This is a genomic window from Pantoea sp. S-LA4 (genome assembly GCF_054482835.1).
The window spans coordinates 3,523,723-3,547,555 of the sequence record NZ_JBTLRC010000002.1; the positions used below are offsets into that span (position 1 = coordinate 3,523,723).

Annotated in this window: 17 protein-coding genes; 9 read left to right on the forward strand and 8 right to left on the reverse strand. The window is 57.0% G+C overall.

Annotation, left to right across the window (positions count from 1 at the left end; translation table 11 throughout):
- Nucleotides 1-11 precede the first annotated feature (11 nt).
- The 3 genes from iolE to iolD all read right to left on the reverse strand — a co-directional run bounded on the left by iolE (nt 12) and on the right by iolD (nt 3,969).
- Nucleotides 12-908 (reverse strand): myo-inosose-2 dehydratase, encoded by an 897-nt coding sequence (gene iolE / locus ACX3P5_RS17470; RefSeq protein WP_336756796.1) that lies wholly within the window; start codon nt 906-908, stop codon nt 12-14.
- Nucleotides 909-954: 46 nt separating this feature from the next.
- Nucleotides 955-1,965 carry a Gfo/Idh/MocA family protein gene (locus ACX3P5_RS17475; protein WP_233986800.1) on the reverse strand — a complete coding sequence of 337 codons (1,011 nt, stop codon included), beginning with the start codon at nt 1,963-1,965 and terminating at the stop codon, nt 955-957.
- A gap of 63 nt (nt 1,966-2,028) precedes the next feature.
- Nucleotides 2,029-3,969, reverse strand: coding sequence for a 3D-(3,5/4)-trihydroxycyclohexane-1,2-dione acylhydrolase (decyclizing) (gene iolD / locus ACX3P5_RS17480; RefSeq protein ID WP_336756797.1), 1,941 nt, complete (start codon nt 3,967-3,969; stop codon nt 2,029-2,031).
- Nucleotides 3,970-4,515: 546 nt separating this feature from the next.
- Between iolD and ACX3P5_RS17485 the strand changes: the two genes are divergently transcribed.
- Both ACX3P5_RS17485 and ACX3P5_RS17490 read left to right on the forward strand, forming a co-directional pair.
- Complete coding sequence (locus ACX3P5_RS17485; protein WP_458969049.1) at nt 4,516-6,429, forward strand: bifunctional 5-dehydro-2-deoxygluconokinase/5-dehydro-2-deoxyphosphogluconate aldolase; 1,914 nt, start codon at nt 4,516-4,518, stop codon at nt 6,427-6,429.
- Between the two features lie 289 nt (nt 6,430-6,718).
- A complete protein-coding gene (locus tag ACX3P5_RS17490; RefSeq protein ID WP_094121845.1) occupies nt 6,719-7,561 on the forward strand; it encodes a MurR/RpiR family transcriptional regulator in 843 nt (280 codons plus the stop codon).
- A gap of 673 nt (nt 7,562-8,234) precedes the next feature.
- Here the strand turns inward: ACX3P5_RS17490 and iolB are convergent.
- Together iolB and ACX3P5_RS17500 are read right to left on the reverse strand one after the other, a co-directional pair.
- Complete coding sequence (gene iolB / locus ACX3P5_RS17495) at nt 8,235-9,053, reverse strand: 5-deoxy-glucuronate isomerase (protein ID WP_233986787.1); 819 nt, start codon at nt 9,051-9,053, stop codon at nt 8,235-8,237.
- A 130-nt stretch (nt 9,054-9,183) separates the two neighbouring features.
- Complete coding sequence (locus ACX3P5_RS17500; RefSeq protein ID WP_233986780.1) at nt 9,184-10,689, reverse strand: CoA-acylating methylmalonate-semialdehyde dehydrogenase; 1,506 nt, start codon at nt 10,687-10,689, stop codon at nt 9,184-9,186.
- Nucleotides 10,690-11,117: 428 nt separating this feature from the next.
- Here ACX3P5_RS17500 and ACX3P5_RS17505 point away from each other — a divergent pair, with 428 nt between their 5' ends.
- Nucleotides 11,118-11,933, forward strand: a complete 816-nt coding sequence (locus ACX3P5_RS17505; RefSeq protein ID WP_336756799.1) for a TIM barrel protein — start codon at nt 11,118-11,120, stop codon at nt 11,931-11,933.
- Between the two features lie 84 nt (nt 11,934-12,017).
- Here the strand turns inward: ACX3P5_RS17505 and ACX3P5_RS17510 are convergent, their stop codons facing one another.
- A complete protein-coding gene (locus tag ACX3P5_RS17510; RefSeq protein ID WP_233986772.1) occupies nt 12,018-13,235 on the reverse strand; it encodes an MFS transporter in 1,218 nt (405 codons plus the stop codon).
- Between the two features lie 274 nt (nt 13,236-13,509).
- On the opposite strand from ACX3P5_RS17510, the gene ACX3P5_RS17515 reads away from it, so the two are divergent.
- Nucleotides 13,510-14,565, forward strand: coding sequence for an AI-2E family transporter (locus tag ACX3P5_RS17515; RefSeq protein ID WP_233986770.1), 1,056 nt, complete (start codon nt 13,510-13,512; stop codon nt 14,563-14,565).
- Here the strand turns inward: ACX3P5_RS17515 and ACX3P5_RS17520 are convergent.
- Entirely contained in the window at nt 14,554-15,237 is a 684-nt protein-coding gene (locus ACX3P5_RS17520; protein WP_233986762.1) for a FadR/GntR family transcriptional regulator, read from the reverse strand. The genes ACX3P5_RS17515 and ACX3P5_RS17520 overlap by 12 nt on opposite strands.
- Nucleotides 15,238-15,376: 139 nt before the next feature.
- Here ACX3P5_RS17520 and uxuA point away from each other — a divergent pair, with 139 nt between their 5' ends.
- The 5 genes from uxuA to ACX3P5_RS17545 all read left to right on the forward strand — a co-directional run bounded on the left by uxuA (nt 15,377) and on the right by ACX3P5_RS17545 (nt 22,743).
- Complete coding sequence (gene uxuA / locus ACX3P5_RS17525) at nt 15,377-16,561, forward strand: mannonate dehydratase (RefSeq protein ID WP_458969050.1); 1,185 nt, start codon at nt 15,377-15,379, stop codon at nt 16,559-16,561.
- A 326-nt stretch (nt 16,562-16,887) separates the two neighbouring features.
- Nucleotides 16,888-18,471 (forward strand): EAL domain-containing protein, encoded by a 1,584-nt coding sequence (locus tag ACX3P5_RS17530; protein ID WP_233986753.1) that lies wholly within the window; start codon nt 16,888-16,890, stop codon nt 18,469-18,471.
- 581 nt (nt 18,472-19,052) lie between these two features.
- The gene (proP, locus tag ACX3P5_RS17535; protein ID WP_233986739.1) at nt 19,053-20,558 is read left to right on the forward strand and encodes a glycine betaine/L-proline transporter ProP; all 1,506 of its coding nucleotides are present in this window, start codon (nt 19,053-19,055) and stop codon (nt 20,556-20,558) included.
- 127 nt (nt 20,559-20,685) lie between these two features.
- Nucleotides 20,686-21,663 (forward strand): porphobilinogen synthase, encoded by a 978-nt coding sequence (gene hemB / locus ACX3P5_RS17540; RefSeq protein WP_233986737.1) that lies wholly within the window; start codon nt 20,686-20,688, stop codon nt 21,661-21,663.
- Nucleotides 21,664-21,774: 111 nt separating this feature from the next.
- Nucleotides 21,775-22,743, forward strand: a complete 969-nt coding sequence (locus ACX3P5_RS17545) for a GGDEF domain-containing protein (protein ID WP_233986735.1) — start codon at nt 21,775-21,777, stop codon at nt 22,741-22,743.
- A 25-nt stretch (nt 22,744-22,768) separates the two neighbouring features.
- Here the strand turns inward: ACX3P5_RS17545 and ACX3P5_RS17550 are convergent, their stop codons facing one another.
- On the reverse strand, nt 22,769-23,791 hold the full coding sequence (locus ACX3P5_RS17550) for an alpha/beta fold hydrolase (protein ID WP_336756809.1): 1,023 nt from the start codon (nt 23,789-23,791) through the stop codon (nt 22,769-22,771).
- Between the last annotated feature and the right edge of the window lie 42 nt (nt 23,792-23,833).

Consider the following 23,833-nt stretch of genomic DNA (forward strand, 5'->3'; position numbering starts at 1 on the left):
CCCGCCTGCGCTTACAGCCCGGTATTCTCTCGAATATAACGGCGCGCTTTCACCGCATATTCAAACGGGTTAGCCAGCGCCGGGTCCTGCTCCGCTTCCACCACCATCCAGCCTTTGTAGCCGTAATCGTCGAGGATTTTGAACACCGGTTTAAAATCGATCACGCCATCGCCCGGCACGGTGAAGGTGCCTTTCTTCACCCCTTCCAGGAAGGAGAGATGATTGTCGCGCACCTCAGCGACCACCTCGTCGCGCACATCTTTCAGATGGACGTGAAAAATGCGCGGCAGATATTTTTCCAGCACCGCCAGCATCTTCTGCTGTGAACCTTCCGAATAGTAGACGTGACCGGTGTCATACAGCAGGCCAACCTGCTCGTCGGTCAATGCCATAAAGCGGTCGATCTCTTCGGTGGTCTGAATGCCGGTGCCCATATGGTGATGCAGCGTGACCCGCATTCCCTTTTCAGCCGCAATGCGCGCCAGTTCGTTGTAGCCGTCTGCCGTGCGCTGCCACTCTTCATCACTGAACACCGGTTTCTGCTCAAACACCGCCAGCGTGGTGCCCTGAATACTTTTGCTCTGCTCTGAACAGCCAATGACCCGCGCGCCCATCGCATGCAGGAAGTTCATGTGGTTAATGAACTCATCGATGGTTTTGGCCTTATCGCCGTTGGCAAAAAATGTGCTGAACCAGGCGTTACAGATTTCGATGCCGCGAATATCCAGCATCGGTTTCAGGATCGCCGGATCGCGCGGATATTTACTGCCGACTTCGCTGCCGGTAAACCCCGCCAGCGCCATCTCACTGACGGTTTGCTGGAAGGTATTCTCGCTGCCGAGATCCGGCATGTCGTCGTTGGTCCAGCCGATCGGGGCAATCGCCAGTTTTACGTTGTCTTTGTTCATTATGTTGTTCCTTAGCCGGGCGGGCATCCCGCCTGTCTGTGCTGAATCAGGAGTAGAAAGCAGGACGTGGCGGCATCTCTACCGTTTCAATCGCACCGCTGTTTTGCGCTTTGATACAGGCATCGGCAGCCACTGAGGCGGCGAAACCATCCCAGGCTGACGGACCGGTCAGCGTGCCCGCTTTCACGTCGTTGATGAACGCCTGCAGCTCAACGTCATACGCTTCGATAAACCGATCTTTCCAGTCAACCAGAATGGTGTTCGACAGCCGGGCATCTTTACGCAGCTGAACCGACGACGGCTCCGGTAACCGGGCAATGCCCTCTTCGCCAACCACTTCACATTGAATGTCATAGCCATAAGCGCAGTTGACGAAGATCTCGACGTCGATGCGTACCCCTTTCTGGGTTTCAAACAGCACAATCTGCGGGTCTTTCAGCTGAGCATGCGATTTTGAGGTGACGCGCGGGAAGACCACCTGCACGGTTTTGTAATCGTCACTGGTCAGCCAGCGCAGCACATCCAGTTCGTGGATCAGCGTGTTAGTGATCGCCATCGGCGTGGTGTAATTTTCCGGCACGGTCGGGTTGCGGTGCGCGCAGTGCAGCATCAGCGGCTCACCGATATCTCCGTCGGTAATGACTTTTTTCAGGGCGCGATAACCGGCATCGTAAGGTCGCATAAAGCCAACCTGGACCAGTCGTTTGCCCGCCTGAATTTCAGCATCGACCACCCGGCGGCAGCCTTCGGCGCTCATCGCCAGCGGCTTCTCACAGAACACCGGTTTGCCGGCGGCGATGGCGGCTAAGGTGAACTCTTCATGGGTCGGGTCCCATGACGTCACCAGCACCGCATCGACGTTCGGCGACTGGATCACGTCATGCCCGTTCTGAAACACCTCCGCCTCGATATTCAGGCGCTGCAGCGCAGCGCGCGCGCCGTCAACGTTGATATCCGAGACGGCAACCACCTGCGCGCCCTGCAACACGTGGTTGCAGCGGCGAATATGTTCCTGACCAATTGCACCGGTACCGATGACGCCAAGTTTCAAAGTCATAATTACACCTGTGTAGGGTTCGTGCTGAGAGAAGAAGAAAGGGGCCGTGCTCCGGCCCTGAAATTAGTATTTACGGGCCTGATCCAGATGGGCTTTCAGCTTATCCGCGACCGCCTGAACCCGTTCAGAATCGGAGGCCTGTGCAACGCCAACGTGCCACCAGCTGAAATATTTGTGGATCATGGTTTTTGGCAGCACTTTGATGTCGATAAGAGTGGAAACGGTCTGCGTTCTGGCATCTTCCAGTGCGGCTTTTAACTGCTCCAGCGTGGTGACACGGTAGGTTTTACAGCCGTAGCCTGCCGCGATGGCGGCGAAATCAACCGGCACAAAGCCGCCATCCAGCTTGCCGCCTTCCGGATTACGGAAGCGAAACTCGGTGGTGAAGCTGTCCATGCCGTGTTCCATCTGCAGGTTATTGATGCAGCCGTTGGTCATGTTATCCAGCAGGACCACGTTGATCTTCGCCCCTTCCTGAATCGAGGTCACCAGCTCGGAGTGCAGCATCATGAAAGAACCGTCGCCGACCAGCGCATAGACTTCACGCTGCGGCTGCGCCAGTTTTGCGCCCAGCGCGGCGTTAACTTCATACCCCATACAGGAGTAGCCATACTCAACGTGATAGGCGTTGTAATCTTTGGTGCGCCAGACGCGCTGCAGATCGCCAGGCAAACTGCCTGCCGCCGCGACAATCACCGCCTCTTTGGGTAACTGTTCGTTCAGCGTGCCGAGCACGCTGCTCTGGGTCAGCACCGACTGAGTCAGGCGGTTGAACTCGGCGTAAACCGCTTCACGATCCAGGTGGTCAGCAATTTCCGGCACAAAATCCTGCTCGTGATAGGTCACCTGATAGACGCGCTGGGTCTCTTTCAGCAATTTGCTCTGCGCCTGCTCAATCTGGCTGCCCCAGTCGTTGCTGTAATGTTGTGACGCCAGCGCGGCGGTCAGCGCGGTCAGCCCTTCACGGGCATCGGCCAGCAGCTGCACGCCATCCAGCTTGTAGCTGTCGAAATTACTGACGTTGATATTGAGGAAGCTGACGTCCGGGTTCTGGAAAATCCATTTCGAGGCGGTGGTGAAGTCGGTGTAACGGGTCCCGATGCCGATAACTAAATCAGCCTCTTTGGCCAGCAGGTTCGCCGCCAGACAGCCGGTTTCGCCCACGCCGCCGACGTTCAGCGGATGATCAGAGATCACCGTGCCTTTGCCCGCCTGGGTCTCCGCAAACGGGATCTGATAGCGTTCGGCGAACTGGCGCAGTGCCTCGCCTGCTTCGGAATACTTCACCCCGCCGCCACAGACGATCAGCGGCTTGCGCTTACGGCCGATCAGCGTCAGGGCATCGGCCAGCTGCGCCGCAACCGGCAGGCGACGATCCAGTCGATGTACCCGCTTCTGGAAGAAATAGTCCGGGTAATCCCAGGCTTCGCCCTGCACATCCTGCGGCAGCGACAGCGTTACCGCACCGGTTTCGGCCGGATCGGTCAGCACCCGCAGGGCGTTAATGCAGGCGGACATCAGCTGTTCCGGACGGCTGACGCGGTCCCAGTATTTGCTGACGGCCCGGAAGGCGTCGTTGGTGCTGATGCTGAGATCGTAACTCTGCTCAATCTGCTGCAAAACCGGATCGGGCTGACGGGTAGCGAACACGTCGCCCGGCAGCAGCAGCAGCGGAATACGGTTTGCGGTGGCGGTAGCGGCGGCAGTAATCATGTTGGCGGCGCCCGGTCCGACTGATGAACTGCAGGCGATGATCTGACGACGCAGTGACTGTTTCGCAAAGCCGGTCGCGGCATGCGCCATGCCCTGCTCATTACGACCCTGATAAACCACCAGATCGCCGCTGTCCTGCTCCAGCGCCTGCCCCATTCCCAGCACGTTGCCATGACCGAAAATCGCGAAGATGCCTTTTACAAACTTTGTCTCAACGCCATCAACATCAATGTATTGATTATCAAGAAATTTAACCAGCGCCTGTGCAGTGGTCAGTCTGATTGTGCCCATATGCTCTTCCTTTACATGCTGGTGGTACCTGACTCCGGTACAACGCGCCAGGCGAAGTCATACTGCGGAAAAGGCGACCGGTATAATTGAAACGTGAGGCGATTATAAACAAATATATTTTTCATAAAATACAATTACAGAAGAAACATTTCATTTTGCGAGTGAGATCAAATTTAGTCACGCTGCAGGGTCTGACGAGGCATCCGGGCGGGAAAAACTGGAACGTTTTATGGACAACAAGGTGCGTTGAAAAAATTCATTTCACTTCAGTAGCTTCCTCTATTGCTGGCAATATTCCTGCGATCTCTCTCACAACCCCGACACGCCGGGCACGGCGAAGATAAGGTTACCCGTCACCAGGCGGAATCAGGAGTTTTACCTGGTTCACAAAATCGCGATGGATATTTCATTTCATATTGAATCTGGAATTTTTATTCCTCATACTGACCTCATAGCCAATCAGGCACCTATAGACCCGGAAGCAAAGCGCGCGTCGTCGGGCTTTTCGCCCGCAGTGTCTGCTAATCACAGAAGGAAACCACAGGTATGAGTACACAACAGAAGCGGCTTGATGTGATTTGTATCGGGCGCATCGCCGTCGATTTTTATGGTCAGCAGATCGGGGCGCGGCTGGAGGATGTCACCTCATTTGCCAAATATCTGGGGGGTTCGTCAGGTAACGTCGCCTATGGCACCGCGATTCAGGGTCTGAAATCGGCGATGCTGGCGCGGGTGGGAGATGAGCACAATGGTCGCTTTCTGCGGGAAGAGCTGCAGCGCGTAGGCTGCAATACCGACGCCTTAATTACCGATGAAAAACGCCTGACCGGCATGGTGATCCTCGGTATTAAAGATGAAGAGACTTTTCCGCTGATTTTCTACCGTGACAACTGCGCGGATATGGGACTGGTACCGGAGGACGTGCAGGAAGCGTTTATTGCCTCTTCGCGTGCGGTGGCAGTAACCGGCACCCATTTATCTCATCCGCAAACCCGCGAAGCGGTACTGAAAGCGCTGGATATTGCCCGCCGCCACGGCCTGCGTACCGCGCTGGATATCGATTATCGTCCGGTGCTGTGGGGACTGACCTCGCTCGGCGACGGTGAAACGCGTTTCATTGAATCGTCGCAGGTGACGCAGCAGCTACAGGAAGTGGTGCATTATTTCGATTTGATCGTCGGCACCGAAGAAGAGTTTCATATTGCCGGTGGCAGCACCGACACGCTGACCGCCCTGAAGAATGTGCGTCAGGCCAGCCAGGCGACGCTGGTCTGCAAACGCGGCCCGCTGGGTTGCGTGGTGTTCGAAGGCGAGATCCCGGATAGCTGGGAGCAGACCCGGCTGCACACCGGCGTGCGCGTCGAGGTGTTAAACGTACTGGGCGCGGGCGATGCCTTTATGTCGGGCCTGCTGCGTGGCTGGCTGAACGATGAGGGCTGGGAGCAGGCGTGTCGTTACGCCAACGCCTGCGGTGCGCTGGTGGTGTCACGCCACGGTTGCGCACCCGCCATGCCGACCAAAGCGGAGCTGGATGATTTCCTGAGCCGCGATAAAGAGGTGAAACGGCCCGATCTCGACGATCGCCTCAACCATCTGCATCGCGTGACCACCCGCAAGCAGCAGTGGCCAGAACTGAATGTTTTCGCTTTTGATCATCGCAAACAGCTGCTGGATATGGCGCGTGAAGCGGGCGTTGATGAGAGCAAAATTCCACAGCTTAAACTGCTGCTGCTGAAAGCGGCCGAGGAAGCGGCGCAAACGGCCGGACTGGAAAACAAGAGCGGTATCCTGGCTGATACCACCTACGGCCAGAAAGCACTGAATGCGATTACCGGAAAACAGTGGTGGATTGGCCGTCCGATTGAGCTGCCGGGTTCGCGCCCGCTGCGACTGGAACATGGCAATATCGGCTCGCAGTTAATCGACTGGCCAGCCGAGCATGTAGTGAAATGCCTGGTATTTTATCATCCACACGACAGCGCCGAACTGCGTAAAGAGCAGGATGAGCTGGTACTGGATGTCTGGAACGGCTGTAACAAAAGCGGACACGAGCTGCTGCTGGAAGTGATTCTGCCGGAGAGCAATCCGGACCGTGATGAGCGCTACTATCTTGATATTCTCAGCCACTTCTACAGCCTCGGCATTCAGCCGGACTGGTGGAAACTGCCGCCGCTCTCCGCTGAGAGCTGGCAGGCGATCAGCGGGTTGATTGAGGAGCAGGACCCGCACTGTCGCGGCATTCTGCTCCTCGGCCTTGATGCGCCAGAGGAGAAGCTCAAAGCTGGTTTTGCCGCTGCGGCAAAAGCGCCCTGGGTTAAAGGCTTCGCAGTGGGCAGGACTATTTTTGGTCAGCCATCGCGCCAGTGGCTGCAGGGCGAACTGGACGATCAGGCGCTGATCGAGACCGTGAAGGGCAACTACCTGCGGCTGATAGAGTACTGGCGCGCCGCCCGCGCCTGATTGATTCACCGCCAGACGCCATCCTCCGGCCGGAGGGTGGCGCTTTTTTTTTCATCTTCCGCCGCGCTTAATTCATTTCTGTTGCCATTCGCGCCCGCCGTTTGTCCCCTTTCGGCCTGCAGGGAGTCGCGGTCGGCCAGCAGACAGGTGATGCAGAGACAATCTGTGAAGCATTTCATAAAGCCATGAAATAAACCGCTCTGTTGACGCAAACAAATGAAATTTTCCATCCATCTGGTACTATAGCGCTCATTATCCAGCCATTATTCTTATTACACGGGCAGAAGTAATGACCAATAATCCCACCCAACTTTCTTTATTGCAGGACGATATTCGTCGCCGCTACGAAACGCTGAGCAAACGTCTTAAACAGGTTGCGCGTTACATCCTTGATAACAGCAATAGCATCGCCTTTGACACCGTGGCTTCCATCGCCCAGCAGGCCGATGTGCCGCCATCGACTCTGATTCGCTTTGCCAACGCTTTTGGCTTTAGCGGTTTCAACGAAATGAAACAGGTTTTTCGTCAGCACCTGATGGAAGAGACGGTGAACTACACCGAGCGCGCCCGCCTGTTTCGCCAGACGTCAACCGACGACAGCGCCAGCGCGCCTGAGAGCCCGGCTGAGATCCTGAATGTCTTTACCATGGTGAACAGCCAGGCGTTACAGCAGCTGGCGATGCAGGTGAATCCGGAGCAGTTGAACAAGGCGGTGAAACTGCTTAACGAGGCCGAGAATATCTATGTGATTGGCCTGCGCCGTTCCTTTAGCGTGGCCTCTTACCTGGTCTATGCGCTGCGTCATCTGGAACGTCGGGCATTCCTGATCGACGGCCTCGGCGGCATGTTTACCGAACAGCTCAGCCTGGTAAATCCAAAAGATGTGGTGATTGCCATCAGCTATTCGCCGTATGCGCGTGAAGCGGTCGAAGTGGTCGAAATGGGTGCCAAGCGCGGTGCGCATCAGATCGCCATTACCGACAGCCAGGTGAGTCCGCTGGCGGCTTTCAGCGACGTCTGCTTTGTGGTGCGTGAAGCACAGGTAGACGGCTTCCGCTCGCAGGTGGCATCGCTCTGTCTGGCACAGACGCTGGCCGTTTCACTGGCGCTGAACAACGTGGAAACGCCCTGATTTGCGGCGTTAATGCTGGATAGCGGCAATAACAAAGGCAGCCGATGGGCTGTAGTGCTGGTCAGTTAAGGTTGAATTTGCAAAGGCTGTCACGGTCAGACGTGGCAGCTTTTTTTCTGCGCGAGTGTGCCGGAGTGCGGGCCTGAGCATCTCTGCTGCTGCCGGGCCGTCCTCGCGCCGCTCACGCGGTACCTTCGGCTTTGACGTCGTGCCGACGAACCGTTCGGGGATCGGCCTTCCCTGGCCGGCCCTAACTCTCCACGCTTCCCGGCGTGGCGTTCTGGCCCAACGTCACGCCTCAGCGCTGCGGATAGCCCTTTCCGCAGCAGAGGCGCCCAGGCCTCCACTCTTGTGCCCTTTTTAACAGCACACACTGAAGCCTCAGAGCAGGCTGGGGCCGATCAGGGGCAGGCAATCCGCAGCGCTGAACATTAGCCAGGAGAGCCCGCAGGACGCGGGCGAAAGGCGGGGCGGCACAGGATGTGCCATCCCCGCCGGTCCGTCAGGCAGACGAATGACGTGAAGGCACCGCGCAGCGGCGCGAGGACCGCCAGCCCCTGAGCGGCACCAGACTGCGTTATCACCGGTCGCTTAACTGACAGGCATTACGCCCATCGGCTGCCGTTTTACTTTTCTGAGGGTTATCCGCTGCTGACGAGAATCAGTGCAGCGGTTACTTCTGACGCGGATAGGCGTCGCTGTTAACCCAGGCGTGATCTTTCTCCCAGGTAAACTTCCACAGCCTCACCGGCCCGGCCATCACGTTCAGGTAGTAGTTGTTGTAACCCGCCAGCGTCGCCACCGGATGATAGCCACGCGGTACCATCACCACATCGCGATTGTAGGGTGCCATGCAGGCATCCAGCGAGCGATCGTCGGTGTAAACCCGCTGCATAGCGAAACCCGGTTCCGGATCGAAACGGTGATAATAGGTCTCTTCCAGATAGGTTTCGTCTTCGCTCTCTTCCTGATCGTGCTTGTGGCTGGGATAAGAGCTGGTGTCGCCTTCATCGGTGTAGACTTCCACCACCAGCAGACTGTCAGCGGGTTTATTATCCGGCAGAATATTGTGCACCAGCCGCTGATTACGCCCTTTCCCGCGATGCTCAACGCCGACATCTTCTGGGGCAATCAGCCGCGCAGGCAGGTTGCCGTGACCCGGCGCGCTGCATACCGCCAGCTCCAGATCGCTGTCGGCCCGCACTTCCACTTCATCGTTATGCGGCACATAGACTGACCACGGCGGCACGCGCTCAAACGGTGACATGCGCTTTCCGATGCCCGGAAATTCCGCATGGCGGGTTTTCACCGAGGCCAGCCCGGCAACTAATACCAGGCACAGCTCTTTATCACCGCTGCTGAGCCGCAGGGTTTCACCTTTCTTCAACAGATAAGCGTCGAAACCGACATAACGCCAGCCGGCACGCTCCGGTGTTACGTGCTGAATGCGCCCCTGACTGTCTGGTGCTTGTGCTTTCGAAAGTAAAGACATTCCCTTCCTCCTCTCTGTCATGCTTTACGTGCCCGCCGTGACCCGGATTTAACCGGGCAACAAAACCGGATACCGGCAGGTCAACGCAAGGCGGCCTGCCGGTCTGGCACGTTAAACAGTGTGCATTGAATTAACTGAGCGTTGGCATACTGAATTCAGAAACGGTCTGCTGACCCGCTGGCCAGCGCACCGTGGCGGTTTTCATTCGGGTATAGAAACGCACACCGTCCGGACCGTGGACGTTGAGCGCACCGAACACCGAGCGCTTCCAGCCACCAAAGCTGTGAAACGCCATCGGCACCGGCACCGGAACATTCACGCCGACCATGCCCGCTTCAACGTTCTGGACAAATTCACGCGCGATATTGCCGTTGCTGGTGAAAATGGCGCTGCCGTTACCAAACTCATGGCTGTTGACCAGCTGTAACGCACTGTCGTAGTCCGGCGCACGCATGATGCTCAGCACCGGGCCAAAAATCTCTTCGCGCCAGATCACCATGTCAGAGGTGACGTTATCAAACAGCGTACCGCCGACGTAGTAACCCTCAGCGTGACCCGCCACCTGAACGTTGCGGCCATCGACCACCAGCTTCGCGCCTTCCTGCTCGCCTTTATCGATGTAGCCGAGCACTTTCTTCTGATGCGCCGCGGAAACCACCGGCCCCATCTCATTCTCATCAGCGCCTTTATTGATGCCGGGACCAATGCGCAGCGCGTTTACCAGCGGCGTCAGTCGGGCGATCAGTTTGTCAGCCGTATCATCACCGACCGCGACCACCACCGGCAGAGCCATACAGCGCTCGCCCGCTGAGCCAAACGCACCGCCCATAATGGCGTTCACGGTGGCATCCAGATCGGCATCCGGCATTACGATGGCGTGGTTTTTGGCTGCGCCAAACGCCTGCACTCGTTTGCCGTGAGCGCTGGCGGTTTTGTAGATGTGCTCAGCGACGCCGGATGAACCGACAAAGCTCACTGCCGCGATGCGCGGATCTTTATACAACTGTTCCGCATCGTCATTGGAGCTGTGAACGACGTTGAACACGCCATCCGGCAGCCCCGCTTCGGTCAGCAGTTCCGCCATGCGCACCGCTGCACTCGGATCGAGCGCTGGCGGCTTCAGGATAAAGGTATTGCCGCAGGCCAGGGCGATCGGGAACATCCACAACGGCACCATCGCCGGGAAGTTGAATGGGGTAATCCCCGCCACCACGCCCACTGGCTGCATCAGCGAGTAGCTGTCCACGCCGCTGCCGACGTTTGGTGAATACTCACCTTTCAGCAGATGCGGGATGCCGCAGGCAAACTCAATTACTTCGATACCACGGGTCAGTTCACCCAGCGCATCAGACCAGACTTTGCCGTGTTCCGAAACAATCAGCGCGGCCAGCTCGTCGCGGTGTTGTTCCATTAGCGCTTTGAAATTAAACAGCACACGGGCGCGGCGCAGCGGCGAGGTTTTCGACCAGGCCGGAAAAGCGTTGTGCGCAACCTCAATCGCATGAGCCACTTCATCAGCGGTACTTTGCGTCAGTTCACGTACCACCTGGCCGGTTGCCGGATCGTAAACCGGGATGGTTTCGTTGCTGGCGCTGAAGGTGGTTTTACCGCCAATAAAGTTTCCTGTGATCGTCATGATGTTGCCTCTTTAAAGGGTTAAGTTTCCTGCAGACGCACTGTGCGGCCTGTCCCGCAGTCTGATCAGGCAAACCTGAAAGCGTGTTATGAAGCTATTACAGTGGAACAAATTTTTCAAATAGATATTTTTGGAAAATTTTCTTTTAGCGGCACAGATCGCATTTTTCTGGTCAGTGAGGCAGCGCGGTCTGAAAAGCGGTGAAATCCAGCCAGTAAAGGCGCTGCAACGGCGTCAGCAAACCGGGAAAGAGTGGCGGAAAGTGACGTTTATTGCAGGCCCGATCCGGTTTTGCTTACACAGGCTGAAACGGAATATGGAATTAATGCGAGGCTGATCTAATAATTACTATTTCATAATTCATAAACAATGAAATAAATGTTCTCTTTAGCGCTATCTCTCACGCTGCCTGCCACCGGAGTCGCCGCATGGCCATCGATCCCACCCGCTTCTGTATTAACCGTAAAATTGCGCCCCGCCTCTCACTGGAGGCATTCTTCCAGCTGGTACACCGGCTTGGACTGAGCAAGGTTGAACTGCGCAATGACATGCCGGGCGGCAAAGTCACTGACGGCCTCAGTGCCGATCAGCTGCGCGCGCTGACCGACAAATATCATATCGATATCATCACCATTAACGCGCTCTATCCGTTTAACCGCATCGATGATGACCTGCTGACCCGTGCCGAAGCGCTGTTGCAGGAAGCACAACGGATTGGTGCCCGCGCGCTGGTGATGTGTCCACTGAATGAAGGTCTCGCCGTGTCGCCGCAACAGACCCTGGCGGCGATGCAGCAACTGGCACCGCGCTTTGCGCATTACGGCATTCAGGGTCTGGTGGAGCCGCTGGGTTTTCCGGTCAGCTCACTGCGTTCGTCGGTGCAGGCACAACAGCTGATTGCAGAGGCGGATGTGCCGTTTAAGCTGGTACTGGATACTTTCCACCATCACCTCTATGAGCAGGCTGAACAGGAGTTTCCGGCCAGTATCGACATTGAGCAAATCGGGCTGGTGCATCTCTCTGGCGTGGAAGATTTGCGCCCGACCGCTGAACTGACGGATGAAGAGCGGGTGATGTTAAGTGACAGTGATGTCCTGAACAGCGTGGTGCAGGTGAAGCGGCTGGAGATGCTCGGCTACAAGGGGATTTACGCCTTTGAGCCTTTCTCAAGCCAGCTTGAGCGCTGGACGCCCGCGGAGATTGAACGCCAGATTCGCCACAGTATCGAGCTGCTACAGGCCTGAAACCGGCTACGGGGAAGTGACCTCGTGCCAACCGATTCTTATCTGTGTCTGAAAAGACGTTTGGCCCCGGTCGGGGCCTTTTTTTCAGCGCTGATCCGGCTCTGTCACCGGTTGCCTGAACTGCAGACGCAGGGTGCAGAAAAAAGCCAGACAGACCAGCAGCGCCGTCAGCAGATAGACCTGGGAAACGCCGGCATAGCTCATGATCAGTCCGGCGATGGGCCCGGTAATGCCCAGCGACAGATCCATAAAGGCGGTGTAGGTTGCCAGCGCGCTGCCCTGATTCTGCTGCGGCACCACTTTTACCGCGACAACCCCCAGCGCCGGGAAGACCAGCGAGAAACCAGCACCGGTAAGAAAGGCACCCGCTTTAGCCATCCACGGATCGCCCGCGGCGGCCACCAGAAACAGCCCGGCTGCTTCCACCGCCAGACAGAGGCTGGCAACCCGCAAACCACCATGACGGTTGATGGCATTCGGAAACAGCAGCCGCGCCCCGACAAACGCCCCACTGAACAGCGACAGCGCAAAGGCGGCCCCTTCCCAGCCTTTATCCTGATAAAACAGCGTAATAAAGGTGGCGATGACGCCGAAACCGGCCGAGCCCATCGCCAGAATAGCGCCGAATCCGGCAATTTTCCCCAACACCGCGCGGAACGGCAGCGGCCGGCCTTTACTGCCTTTCACCGCCGGACGCGGCACTGCCCCGGCAATCCCCACCAGACAGATGGCAATGATAATCCCTGACAGCCACAGCAGGCCGCCAAGCCGGTAGATCAGCACGCCAAGCGGCGCACCAATCGCCATCGCGCCGTAGGTGACGATGCCGTTCCAGGAGATCACCCGACCAATGTGCAATGAACCGACCCGCGCCACGCCCCACAATGAGGTGCCGGTGCCGGTGAAACTCTGCCCCACACCGAGGATCAACCGGCCGATGCAGAGCAACGTCAGGCTCAGCAACGGACGGTCGAGCGTCAGCGCCGCCAGCAGGATGCAGACGCCGCTGATCAGACAGCCCACCAGCCCCACCACCACCACTTTCTTGGGTCCCCAGAGATCGGCATAGCGACCGGCATGCGGTCGGCTCAGTAGCGTCGCCACATATTGCAGGCTGATCACTAATCCGGCCCAGAAGGCGCTAAAGCCCAGCGTGTCATGTACCCATCCCGGCAGGATCGCCAGCGGCAGGCCAATAGTGAGATAACTGGCAAAGTTGTAGATCACGATGGAGAGGATCAGCAGGGAGATTTTTACGCTACCGGATGCAGAACCCGGCTCTGCTGCAGGTTGGTCAGGCATGAATCATTGCACTCGTAGTCGGCTGAAAGCTAAAGAGTAATGTTTAACTATACCTGCTTTCGCCGGGCGCGCATCCGTACAGCGCCGCAACCGGCGATATTATCCCGCCAGACAGCAAACGCGCTGCAGCAGACCGCCTGATCTCTGGCACACTCAGCAGCGGCTTTGCGCCCGCCCAGACTGCTGGCCATTTTTACCGTTTCTCTGATAAATCAGTTTGTTAATTTTACTTCAGCTACACTTTCATCAGCCAATTTGCGTGATGGGAGAGGGAATGAGCGAGCTGCAACGGGAAAAAATCGGACAAAATATTTTGATCAAACTGGCGATGCTGGTGATTATCCTCGCTGGCGTGCGGGCCGCGTCCGATATTCTGGTGCCGCTGTTGCTGGCGGCCTTTTTTGCCATTGTGCTCAACCCGCTGGTCACCCTGCTGATGCGGCGCGGCTTCCGGCGTGGGCTGGCGATTACTCTGGTGATCACGGTGATCTTCTTCGTCATTCTGCTGCTTGGCGCGGTACTGGCCAGCTCGATGAGTGAGTTTTACGATCTCTACCCGCAACTGCGCGCCACCATGGAACAGAAAATGACGGTGCTGCAGCATCTGGCGGCCGGTTTTCACCTCAACATTTCCACCGATGCGTTGATTCAGCGCTTCGACCCGAACACCATGGTGAATCTGGCCACGGTGGCCCTGAGCGGCTTCTCAGGCGCGATGACCAATACGGTGCTGCTGATTCTGACCGTGGTGTTTATGCTGTTTGAAGTCCACCACCTGCCCTACAAAATGCGTAACGCGCTGGTTAATCCCAAAATCCGCATTGCCGGGCTGCATAAGGCGCTGAAAGGGGTGACGCACTATCTGGCACTGAAAACGCTGGTGAGTCTGATAACCGGCCTGTCGGTCTGGCTCAGCCTTTATCTGCTGGATGTGAAATTTGCGCTGCTGTGGGGCGTCGTGGCGTTTATCCTCAATTTTATTCCCAATATCGGGCCGATTATTGCCGGCATCCCGCCCTTTTTACAGGCGCTGCTGCTGAACAGCCTGTTTGATGCGGCGATGGTGGCGGCGCTGTTTACGGCCATTCATATGGTGTTCGGCAATATGCTGGAGCCGCGCCTGATGGGCCGGGGACTGGGTTTATCCACCCTGGTGGTGTTTCTGTCGTTGGTGTTCTGGGGCTGGCTGCTCGGCCCGGTCGGGATGCTGTTATCGGTGCCGCTCACCAGCATTACCAAAATTCTGATGGAGACCACCCCAGGCGGCAGCCGGCTGGCGATTATGCTGGGCACCGGACGGCCGAAGCGAGCGCGCGGTTTAACCAAGTAACCGTTGCTGGACGTGGCGCAGATGGTTTTCCATCGCCTGACGGGCCGCCACTTCATCACCGGCCACGATGGCGTTCGCAATCTGCTGATGGTCAGCGTTCATCTCAAGGGCAAAACTGTTGGCGGCGAAATGGCGCTCCAGCCGCTGCACATGCGGAGTGTGGCGCTGATTCCATAACTGCTCCAGCAGCTCACGCAGCAGATCGTTGCCACTCATCTCACTGATCAGCAAATGGAAGCGCTTATCCTGCGCCAGAAAGGCCGCATCATTCTCCTGGTGCTGTTGCAGCTCGGCAGTCAGCGCCAGCAGGGCGGCACGCTGGTGCGGGCTACCGTTGCGCGCGGCCAGTCCTGCCAGCATTCCTTCGAACGCCTCTCTGGCCTGTAACAGATCCTGCAGGCTACAGGCTTCGCTCTCCGTTGCCGGTGCAGACGCAGGCAGCGGCTGCGCGACAAAAACGCCGGTGCCGGTGCGGATATCGACCCAGCCCGTCATCTCCAGCGCGATCAACGCCTCACGTACCGAAGAACGGCTGACCCCCAGCTGCTTCGCCAGCTCCCGCTCCGGCGGCAGCAGGTCACCGGCGACAAAATCACCGCGCTCAATCCCCGCCATAATGGCATTAGCAATCTGACGATAGAGACGTTCAGTTTTTATGACAGGCAGCGTCATCACCTTCTCCTTGTTATCTGGCTGCACCGATCGCGCAGTTTGTCATGCTGCGATCCGGATCACGGCCCCGTTTTGCTGGCTATCATACTCTTGGTCCAGCGGCCTGACCACTGGGCCACATCACAGTTGAGGAGTAAACATGGAACAGACATGGCGATGGTACGGTCCGAACGATCCGGTCTCTCTGGATGATGCCCGTCAGGCTGGCGCAACCGGCATCGTAACCGCACTACACCATATTCCTAACGGCGAAATCTGGCCGGTAGAAGAGATTAAGGCCCGCCAGGCATTGCTGGCAGAAAAAGGCCTGGTCTGGTCGGTGGTAGAGAGCATCCCGGTGCATGAGTCGATCAAGACCCAGCGCGGCGACTACCTGCACTACATTGCCAACTATCAGCAGTCGATACGCAACCTGGCCGCCTGTGGCGTGGATACCGTCTGCTACAACTTCATGCCGGTGCTCGACTGGACCCGTACCGATCTCGCCTGGACGCTGCCGGACGGCGCAAAAGCGCTGCGCTTTGACGCCGATGCCTTTGCTGCGTTTGAACTGCACCTGTTGCAACGGCCGGGTGCCGAACAGGATTACAGCGCCGCCGAGCAGCAGGCGGCGGCACAGCTGTTCGCCGCCATGAGTGAAGACGACAAAAACAGGCTGGTGCGCAATATTATCGCCGGTCTGCCGGGTGCCGAAGAGGGCTACACGCTGGAGCAGTTCCAGGCGCAATTGGCGCAATATGACGGCATCGATAAAGCCCGGTTACGCGAGCATATGGCCACCTTCCTGCGGGCAATCGTGCCGGTCGCGGAAGAAGTGGGAATTAAGCTGGCGGTGCATCCGGACGATCCACCGCGCCCGATCCTGGGCCTACCGCGAATTATCTCGACGCAGGAAGATATGCAGTGGCTGAAAGAGACGGTGGATAGTCTGCATAACGGTTTCTGCTTCTGTACCGGCTCGTATGGCGTTCGCGCCGATAACCCGCTGATTGAGATGGCGGAAGCGTACGCCGACCGCATCAACTTTGTTCATCTGCGCGCCACCAAACGTGAGGCGAATCCCAACAGCTTCCACGAAGCGGCACACCTTGCGGGCGACGTTGATATGGTTGGCGTGATCAAAGTGATTCTGGCTGAAGAGCAGCGCCGCCGTCAGGCGGGTAATCACCGGGCAATTCCGATGCGCCCCGATCACGGGCATCAGATGCTCGACGACCTGCATAAACGCACCAATCCCGGCTATTCGGCGATTGGACGGCTGAAGGGTCTGGCGGAATTACGGGGTGTCGAAGTGGCCCTGAAACAGATCTATTTTAACGACTAAACCTGCGTCACTGGCCCTGCGTCCGGCCTGGTGCCGGCCAGGGCATTTACCTTCCTTCATCGCAGCAAATGACTCTGCCACCTGCTGCGTTTCACTCTGCCGCCAGACCCACAGCGGCTCTGTGGTTGCGCTGAACGGTTAAGAACCCTATCTGAATGCCAGCAAAAGAAAAACATTGTCAACAAATGCAATCTCTGGTCGATAATTGACCTTAATCAGTTCTGTTGGCGGACAAAACGCTAACCTGCATCGCCCGGAGACATGCTATGCTGCGCCGATTGATTAGCACCTCCTCATAACGTCTATAACATTCAGAGGAATTTGCGGTGCCGTTATTGCAACGAAAACGCGACTACGCCAGGCTGATTATCATCGTTTCCGGCGTGTTGCCCCTGATACTTGGCATCTTTTTTACCGCCCTCGATGCGCGTCATACGGTCCACCAGCAGCAGGTGAGCGCCGCCAATACTCTTTTATCTCAGGCTGAGAAAATGAGCGACAGCGCCTGGGATATGATCACCTCACTCCGCCAGTTTCAGAACCAGCCCTGCAGCCAGATCGAAAATTCCCTGCAGCGACTCGGTACGCTCAACGCCTATTTCCGTGCCATTGGTAAACTGGAAGATGATCACATCGCCTGCTCCTCCGCCTATGGTTTAAATTCTGGCTCGCTATCTGAAATGATGATGCGTGATGTGCCGGTGACCGGAAAAGCCTGGTGGAGTTTGTCGATAGCCGGCACGCACGCTGTCCCGGATCGCCCGGCGGTGCTGTTCGTGCGTGAACTGCCAGGCGGCGAAGGATTCTGGGCGGTGATTGATGGTCAGTATCTGATCGATTTTATGCGTGCCATCGGCAGCGCGCGCGGCTATCAGCTGAGTATGCAGTTCAGCGGTGGCGCACCGATCGCCTATGGTATCCAGCAAACCACGGCGCAAGGCTGGTTTGAACCGCTGGTTTATCACGCCGCCTCACAGCGTTATCCGCTGAGCGTCACGGTGATTGCCCCGCCCGGCGAGCTGATCACGGCCTGGCGTCAGGTGCTGTTTATCTTCCTGCCGATGGCGGCAATCTTTTCCATTCTGCTGATGATCCTGACCTCAAACTGGCTGCAGCGGCGCATTTCATGGCGTGACGAGATCCGCCGCGCCATCGCCGGGGGTCAGTTCCGCGCACACTATCAGCCGGTTTATGACGATCGGTTGCAGCGTTGCAGTGGCGTGGAAGCGCTACTGCGCTGGACCACGCCCGATGGCAATGGCGTCCGTCCCGATATTTTTATCGGTGCCGCCGAAGCGGAAGGGATGATTGTGCCGCTGACCCGTCATCTGCTCGATCTGATCGTGGAAGATGTCCAGCAGTGGCAGGTCCCGGCGCACTTCCATCTGGCCATTAACGTGGCGGCAGACCATCTGCAGCATCCCGATTTTGTCAGCGACATGCTCTATTTTGCCGAGCGGGTGAAAGAGAAGCAGTTTGTGATCACCCTTGAACTGACGGAGCGCAGCCTGATTAAAGATGGCGAAGGCGTGGCGCGTAAACTCGACCAGCTGCGTCAGTTCGGCATGAAAGTTGCGATTGACGATTTCGGCACCGGTCACTGCTCCCTGAGCTACCTGCAGACCTTCGCACTGGATTACCTGAAAATCGATCGCGGCTTTATTAACGCCATTGAATCGCTGGAGGGCGAAACGCCGGTGCTGGACGCCATCATTAACCTCAGCCATAAGTTGCAGTTACAGGTGCTGGGCGAAGGGGTGGAAACCGCCCTGCAGTTTCGTTATCTGCAGCAACGTGGCGTGGTCTTTATCCAGGGTTACTACTATGCCCGTCCCATGGATAACGCTGCGCTGATCGTCTGGCAGCAGGAACAGGGCGATCGGCCCATGCGGGATGATGAACCCGGTTAACATCCGCTGAATCACGCCGGTTCTGCTGCCTGCCGGCGGCGCGCAACGCCACGGCGGCTGGATGGTCCCGCCTTACTGTGTGCTCTGCCCTCACAACCTGCCCGTTGCGGCGCTTGTCGCCAGCGCCTCTGTATCCGGGCAGCCTCAGCGATCAACCCCTTCACCCCTGCCCTTGCGAAACACCCAATGTTACTGAATGTTTCTGTGCCGCGCTGATCGTCAGCTTGCCGACGGCAAACCGCTGAAAATCTAACCGAAGCGGCTGACAATGCGGACCCACAGTGAGCAATCTGATGAAAAAAGCGTCATTCGTCACGCAGAGTGATTATTTTTTCAGGGATGATAAACGGACTAAATGATCGGTCTGATGGCTCAGTTTTAGGCCAAACATGACAGATATCACACAAAAACGGTATACTCTGCCGCTTAACGCACTAATTCCGGCACGAATTATTGTGTTGGCTGGCCGGTAAAACAGGCCTGTTTACGGCTATGCTTTAATTTCCTCAACGCCGCGGTCTGAACCCTTTTGCTCGGTTCGCGCCGTTGAGGACTTTCATGTTCCATTACAGGGTAATTCTATGAAATTGCGTAGGAAGCGTGTAAAACCAATCGGGATCGATGATGTAACCATCATTGATGATGCCCGTTTACGTAAAGCCATCACCGCAGCCTCTCTGGGTAATGCGATGGAGTGGTTCGACTTCGGTGTGTATGGCTTTGTGGCTTACGCGCTGGGTAAAGTCTTCTTCCCGGACGTCTCGCCGGGCATTCAGATGATTGCGGCGCTCGCCACCTTCTCTGTTCCTTTCCTGATTCGCCCGCTGGGTGGCCTGTTCTTCGGTATGCTGGGCGACAAATATGGTCGTCAGAAAATACTCTCCATCACCATTATCATCATGTCGGTCAGTACCTTCTGTATCGGCCTGATACCGTCCTATGCCTCTATCGGCATCTGGGCACCGATTCTGCTGCTGCTCGCCAAGATGGCGCAGGGCTTCTCGGTCGGCGGGGAATATACCGGTGCCTCTATCTTTGTCGCCGAATACTCGCCTGACCGTAAGCGCGGTTTCATGGGTAGCTGGCTCGACTTTGGTTCGATTGCCGGTTTCGTGCTCGGCGCAGGCCTGGTGGTTCTGATTTCCTCCATCATCGGGGAAGAGAGTTTCCTTGAGTGGGGCTGGCGTCTGCCATTCTTTGTGGCGCTGCCGCTGGGAATTATCGGTCTTTACCTGCGTCATGCGCTGGAAGAGACCCCGGCCTTCCAGCAGCACGTGGACAAACTGGAACAGGGTGACCGCGAAGGCCTGCAGGATGGCCCGAAAGTCTCATTCAAAGAGATTGCGACCAAACACTGGCGCAGCCTGCTTTCCTGTATCGGTCTGGTGATCGCTACTAACGTCACCTACTACATGTTGCTGACGTACATGCCGAGCTACCTGTCGCATAACCTGCACTACAGCGAAGATCATGGCGTGATGATTATTATCGCCATCATGATCGGTATGCTGTTTGTCCAGCCAATGATCGGCATGATGAGTGACCGTTTTGGTCGTCGTCCGTTTGTCATCATCGGCAGTATCGCCCTGATGATTTTCGCGATTCCGGCCTTCATGATGATCAACAGCGGTGTGCTGGGACTGATTTTCGCCGGTCTGCTGCTGCTGGCGGTAATCCTTAACGCCTTTACCGGCGTGATGGCCTCGTCGCTGCCGGCGATGTTCCCGACCCACATCCGCTACAGTGCGCTGGCCAGTGCCTTTAACATCTCGGTGTTGATTGCCGGTCTGACCCCGACGCTGGCCGCCTGGCTGGTCGAGACCACCAACAACCTCTACATGCCAGCCTACTATCTGATGGTAGTCGCGGTGGTGGGTCTGATTACCGGTCTGTTTATGAAAGAGACCGCTAACAAGCCGCTGAAAGGGGCGACACCAGCCGCCTCCGATATGGCTGAAGCGCGCGAAATTCTGCAGGAGCATCACGATAACATCGAGCACAAAATCGAAGATATCGACGAAGAAATTGCCCGCCTCGAAGCGAAACGTAAAAACCTGGTGCAGCAGCACCCGGACATTAACGAGTAACCGCCTCCTCTCCCGCCGCCCGGCGGGAGAGTTTTTTTTGCCCCCCGATGACCGCACACAAACCTTCATGCCACGCAGACAAAGGGAGTAAACTGTTGTCACTTTTTTCACCTGCGTAAGAATGAATATGTCTGATTATTCCCTTATCCAGCGCCCAAGAAGATTGCGCGCCAGCGCGTCAATGCGCGAAATGTTCCAGGAATCTACCCTCAGCCTGAACGATCTGGCTCTGCCCATTTTCGTTGAAGAGGGTGCTGACGATTACAAAGCGATTCAGGCGATGCCTGGCGTGATGCGTATCCCGGAAAAGCGTCTTGCCTATGAGATTGAACGCATCGCGAAAGCCGGTATCCGCTCGGTGATGACCTTTGGGATTTCACACCATACCGATGCCACCGGCAGCGATGCGTGGAATGAAAACGGTCTGGTGGCGCGGATGTCACGCATCTGCAAAGAGACGGTGCCGGAAATGATTGTCATGTCCGATACCTGTTTCTGTGAATACACCAGCCACGGCCACTGCGGCGTGCTGTGCGATCACGGCGTGGATAACGATGCGACCCTGATCAACCTCGGCAAGCAGGCGGTCGTGGCCGCAGCAGCAGGGGCTGACTTTATTGCCCCTTCGGCGGCGATGGACGGTCAGGTGCAGGCGATTCGTCAGGCGCTGGACGCGGCGGGCTTCACCCAGACCGCCATCATGTCCTACTCCACCAAGTTCGCCTCTTCCTTCTACGGTCCGTTCCGTGAAGCGGCAGGCACCTCGCTGAAGGGCGACCGTAAGACTTATCAGATGAATCCGATGAACCGTCGTGAAGCGATCCGTGAATCGCTGATTGATGCGGCTGAAGGTGCAGATTCGCTGATGGTTAAACCGGCAGGCGCCTATCTCGACATCCTGCGTGACATCCGCGAGCGCACAGAGCTGCCGCTGGCTGCCTACCAGGTGAGCGGCGAATACGCGATGATCAAATTTGCCGCGCAGGCGGGCGCCATCGATGAACGTAATGTGGTGCTGGAAAGCCTGGGTGCGATAAAACGTGCCGGTGCGGACCTGATTTTCAGCTATTTCGCGCTTGATCTCGCCGAACAAAAAGTGCTCTGATCCCCCCCTCAATAAGACAGTGAATTGAATCGCTTCGATCACTGTCTTTTTTCTTTGCCGTAAGGCTCACACCAGAACCTGGCTCCAGTTAAAAAAATAAAGGGCTCTGCGATGAAAGCACCTGAGATCGCTGCCGATGAGGCACAACGTTTGTCGCAGTTGCGTGCGCTGAACATTATGAATACGCCTGCGGAAGAGCGTTTCGATCGTTTAACCCGTCTGGCGCGCCGCCTGTTTGACGTGCCGATTGCGCTGGTTAGCCTGCTGGAAGCCGATCATCAATGGTTTAAGTCAGCGCAGGGTTTTGAGCCTGCCGGTTCGCCGCGCAACATCTCTTTTTGCGGCCATGCCATCCTGCAGGATGAGATCATGATCGTCGAAGATGCCGCAGCAGACCCGCGCTTTCATGATAATCCGCTGGTGACCGGTGAGCCGCATATTCGCTTCTACGCTGGCTGCCCGCTGCGGGCGCCGGGCGGCGCGAAGATGGGCACGCTTTGCATCATTGGCCGGTCGCCACGCCCGTTCGACGAAGAAGATCGGGCCACGCTACGCGACCTGGCGGCGATGGCTGAAGCGGAACTGGTGGCATTTCAGACCGCAACCTGTGATGAGCTGACGCAGATTACTAATCGTCGCGGCTTTATGACGCTGGGCGAGATGGTGCTGAATGAGTGCCGGATGAAGAACCGCCCCGCCTGTCTGACCTTTCTCGATCTCGACAAGTTCAAGCAGATCAACGATTCACTCGGCCATCGCGAGGGCGACCGCGCCCTGATGGATTTTGCTGATGCGATGAAGGTGGTGTTTAAACACTCCGATCTGTTTGCACGCTTAGGCGGCGATGAATTTGTGGTGCTGTTCAACGGCCTGCAACAGCAGCAGACTGAAGCGCTGCTGCAGCAGTTTGCCCACTATCTGGCGCAGCAGTCGATCAGCCTGAACCGCCGTTATCATCTGCACTTCTCGTGCGGCGTGGTGGAGTTTGATCCGGCCGGGCCGCAGTCGCTGGAGCAGTTGCTGCATGACAGCGATGAGCAGATGTACCGCAGTAAAAAGCAGAAGCGCGCGGCGCTGTAACGTCGGACGCCGCGCGCCTGACCGGTTACTGACGCGCCAGGTCGTCGAGCAGCGTCTGATTAAACTTCGCCGGCTCTTCCATTTGCGGCGCATGACCCATCCCCGGAAATTCGATTAAGCGCGCGCCCGGAATGCGTTTTGCCGTCTCTTTTCCCAGCACCTTGTAATCACCCAGCCGCGCTTTCACCGCCGCAGAGGCGATATCACTGCCGATGGCGGTAGTGTCTGAGGTGCCGATCATCAGAGTGGTGGGCACTTTCAGATCGCCAAACTCATAAAATACCGGCTGCGTGAAGATCATGTCGTAGATTAGGGCGGAGTTCCACGCCACCTTCTGGTGTCCTGGCCCGCTGTTCAGGCCAGCCAGCATATCGACCCATTTGTCATACTCCGGTTTCCAGCGTCCGACATAGTAGGTCTGCTGTTCATACTTCTTAATCCCTTCGGCACTCAGCTTCAGCTCGCGCTGATACCACTGATCGACGGAACGCCACGGCGCGCCTTTGGCCTTCCAGTCTTCCAGCCCGATCGGGTTGACCAGCACCAGTTTCTGCGTCTGTGCCGGATACATCAGCGCATAGCGTGTTGCCAGCATCCCGCCGGTGGAATGGCCAATAATCACCGCTTTTTCCACTGCCAGTTTCGTCAGCAACTGATGGGTATTCTCCGCCAGCTGCTGAAAACTGTACTGGTAATTCGCCGGTTTGGTTGAGCTGCAGAAACCGATCTGGTCGGGCACCACTACGCGATAACCTTGCTGGCTCAGCGCGCGAATCGTCTCTTCCCAGGTGGCTCCGCAGAAATTTTTACCGTGCATCAGCACCACGGTTTGTCCGTTGGCATTTTTTGCCGGTTTCACATCCATATAGCCCATGCTCAGCGGCTGCTGCTGGGAGGAAAAATTAAAATGTTGCAGAGGATAAGGGTATTGAAATCCTTCCAGCTGCTCGCCGTAGACGGTGGCGGCAAGAGCCGGTGCCGTGCTGAGTAAAGTCAGCGAGGTGAGCAAGGCGGCAAGCGGTTTCTTCAACGCGTATGTCGGGCTCATCCAGAGTTCTCCAGGTTAAAGGTGAGGGTTAAGCCTGGCATG

Excerpts from the sequence above, each read along its gene's own strand:
- ACX3P5_RS17475 (WP_233986800.1), bottom strand. The coding sequence starts at position 1,965 with ATGACTTTGAAACTTGGCGTCATCGGTACCGGTGCAATTGGTCAGGAA.
- uxuA (WP_458969050.1), top strand. The coding sequence starts at position 15,377 with ATGGAACAGACATGGCGATGGTACGGTCCGAACGATCCGGTCTCTCTG.
- ACX3P5_RS17485 (WP_458969049.1), top strand. The coding sequence starts at position 4,516 with ATGAGTACACAACAGAAGCGGCTTGATGTGATTTGTATCGGGCGCATC.
- iolE (WP_336756796.1), bottom strand. The coding sequence starts at position 908 with ATGAACAAAGACAACGTAAAACTGGCGATTGCCCCGATCGGCTGGACC.
- ACX3P5_RS17500 (WP_233986780.1), bottom strand. The coding sequence starts at position 10,689 with ATGACGATCACAGGAAACTTTATTGGCGGTAAAACCACCTTCAGCGCC.
- ACX3P5_RS17520 (WP_233986762.1), bottom strand. The coding sequence starts at position 15,237 with ATGACGCTGCCTGTCATAAAAACTGAACGTCTCTATCGTCAGATTGCT.
- ACX3P5_RS17550 (WP_336756809.1), bottom strand. The coding sequence starts at position 23,791 with ATGAGCCCGACATACGCGTTGAAGAAACCGCTTGCCGCCTTGCTCACC.
- ACX3P5_RS17545 (WP_233986735.1), top strand. The coding sequence starts at position 21,775 with ATGAAAGCACCTGAGATCGCTGCCGATGAGGCACAACGTTTGTCGCAG.
- iolB (WP_233986787.1), bottom strand. The coding sequence starts at position 9,053 with ATGTCTTTACTTTCGAAAGCACAAGCACCAGACAGTCAGGGGCGCATT.
- iolD (WP_336756797.1), bottom strand. The coding sequence starts at position 3,969 with ATGGGCACAATCAGACTGACCACTGCACAGGCGCTGGTTAAATTTCTT.
- ACX3P5_RS17490 (WP_094121845.1), top strand. The coding sequence starts at position 6,719 with ATGACCAATAATCCCACCCAACTTTCTTTATTGCAGGACGATATTCGT.
- ACX3P5_RS17515 (WP_233986770.1), top strand. The coding sequence starts at position 13,510 with ATGAGCGAGCTGCAACGGGAAAAAATCGGACAAAATATTTTGATCAAA.
- ACX3P5_RS17505 (WP_336756799.1), top strand. The coding sequence starts at position 11,118 with ATGGCCATCGATCCCACCCGCTTCTGTATTAACCGTAAAATTGCGCCC.
- proP (WP_233986739.1), top strand. The coding sequence starts at position 19,053 with ATGAAATTGCGTAGGAAGCGTGTAAAACCAATCGGGATCGATGATGTA.
- ACX3P5_RS17510 (WP_233986772.1), bottom strand. The coding sequence starts at position 13,235 with ATGCCTGACCAACCTGCAGCAGAGCCGGGTTCTGCATCCGGTAGCGTA.
- hemB (WP_233986737.1), top strand. The coding sequence starts at position 20,686 with ATGTCTGATTATTCCCTTATCCAGCGCCCAAGAAGATTGCGCGCCAGC.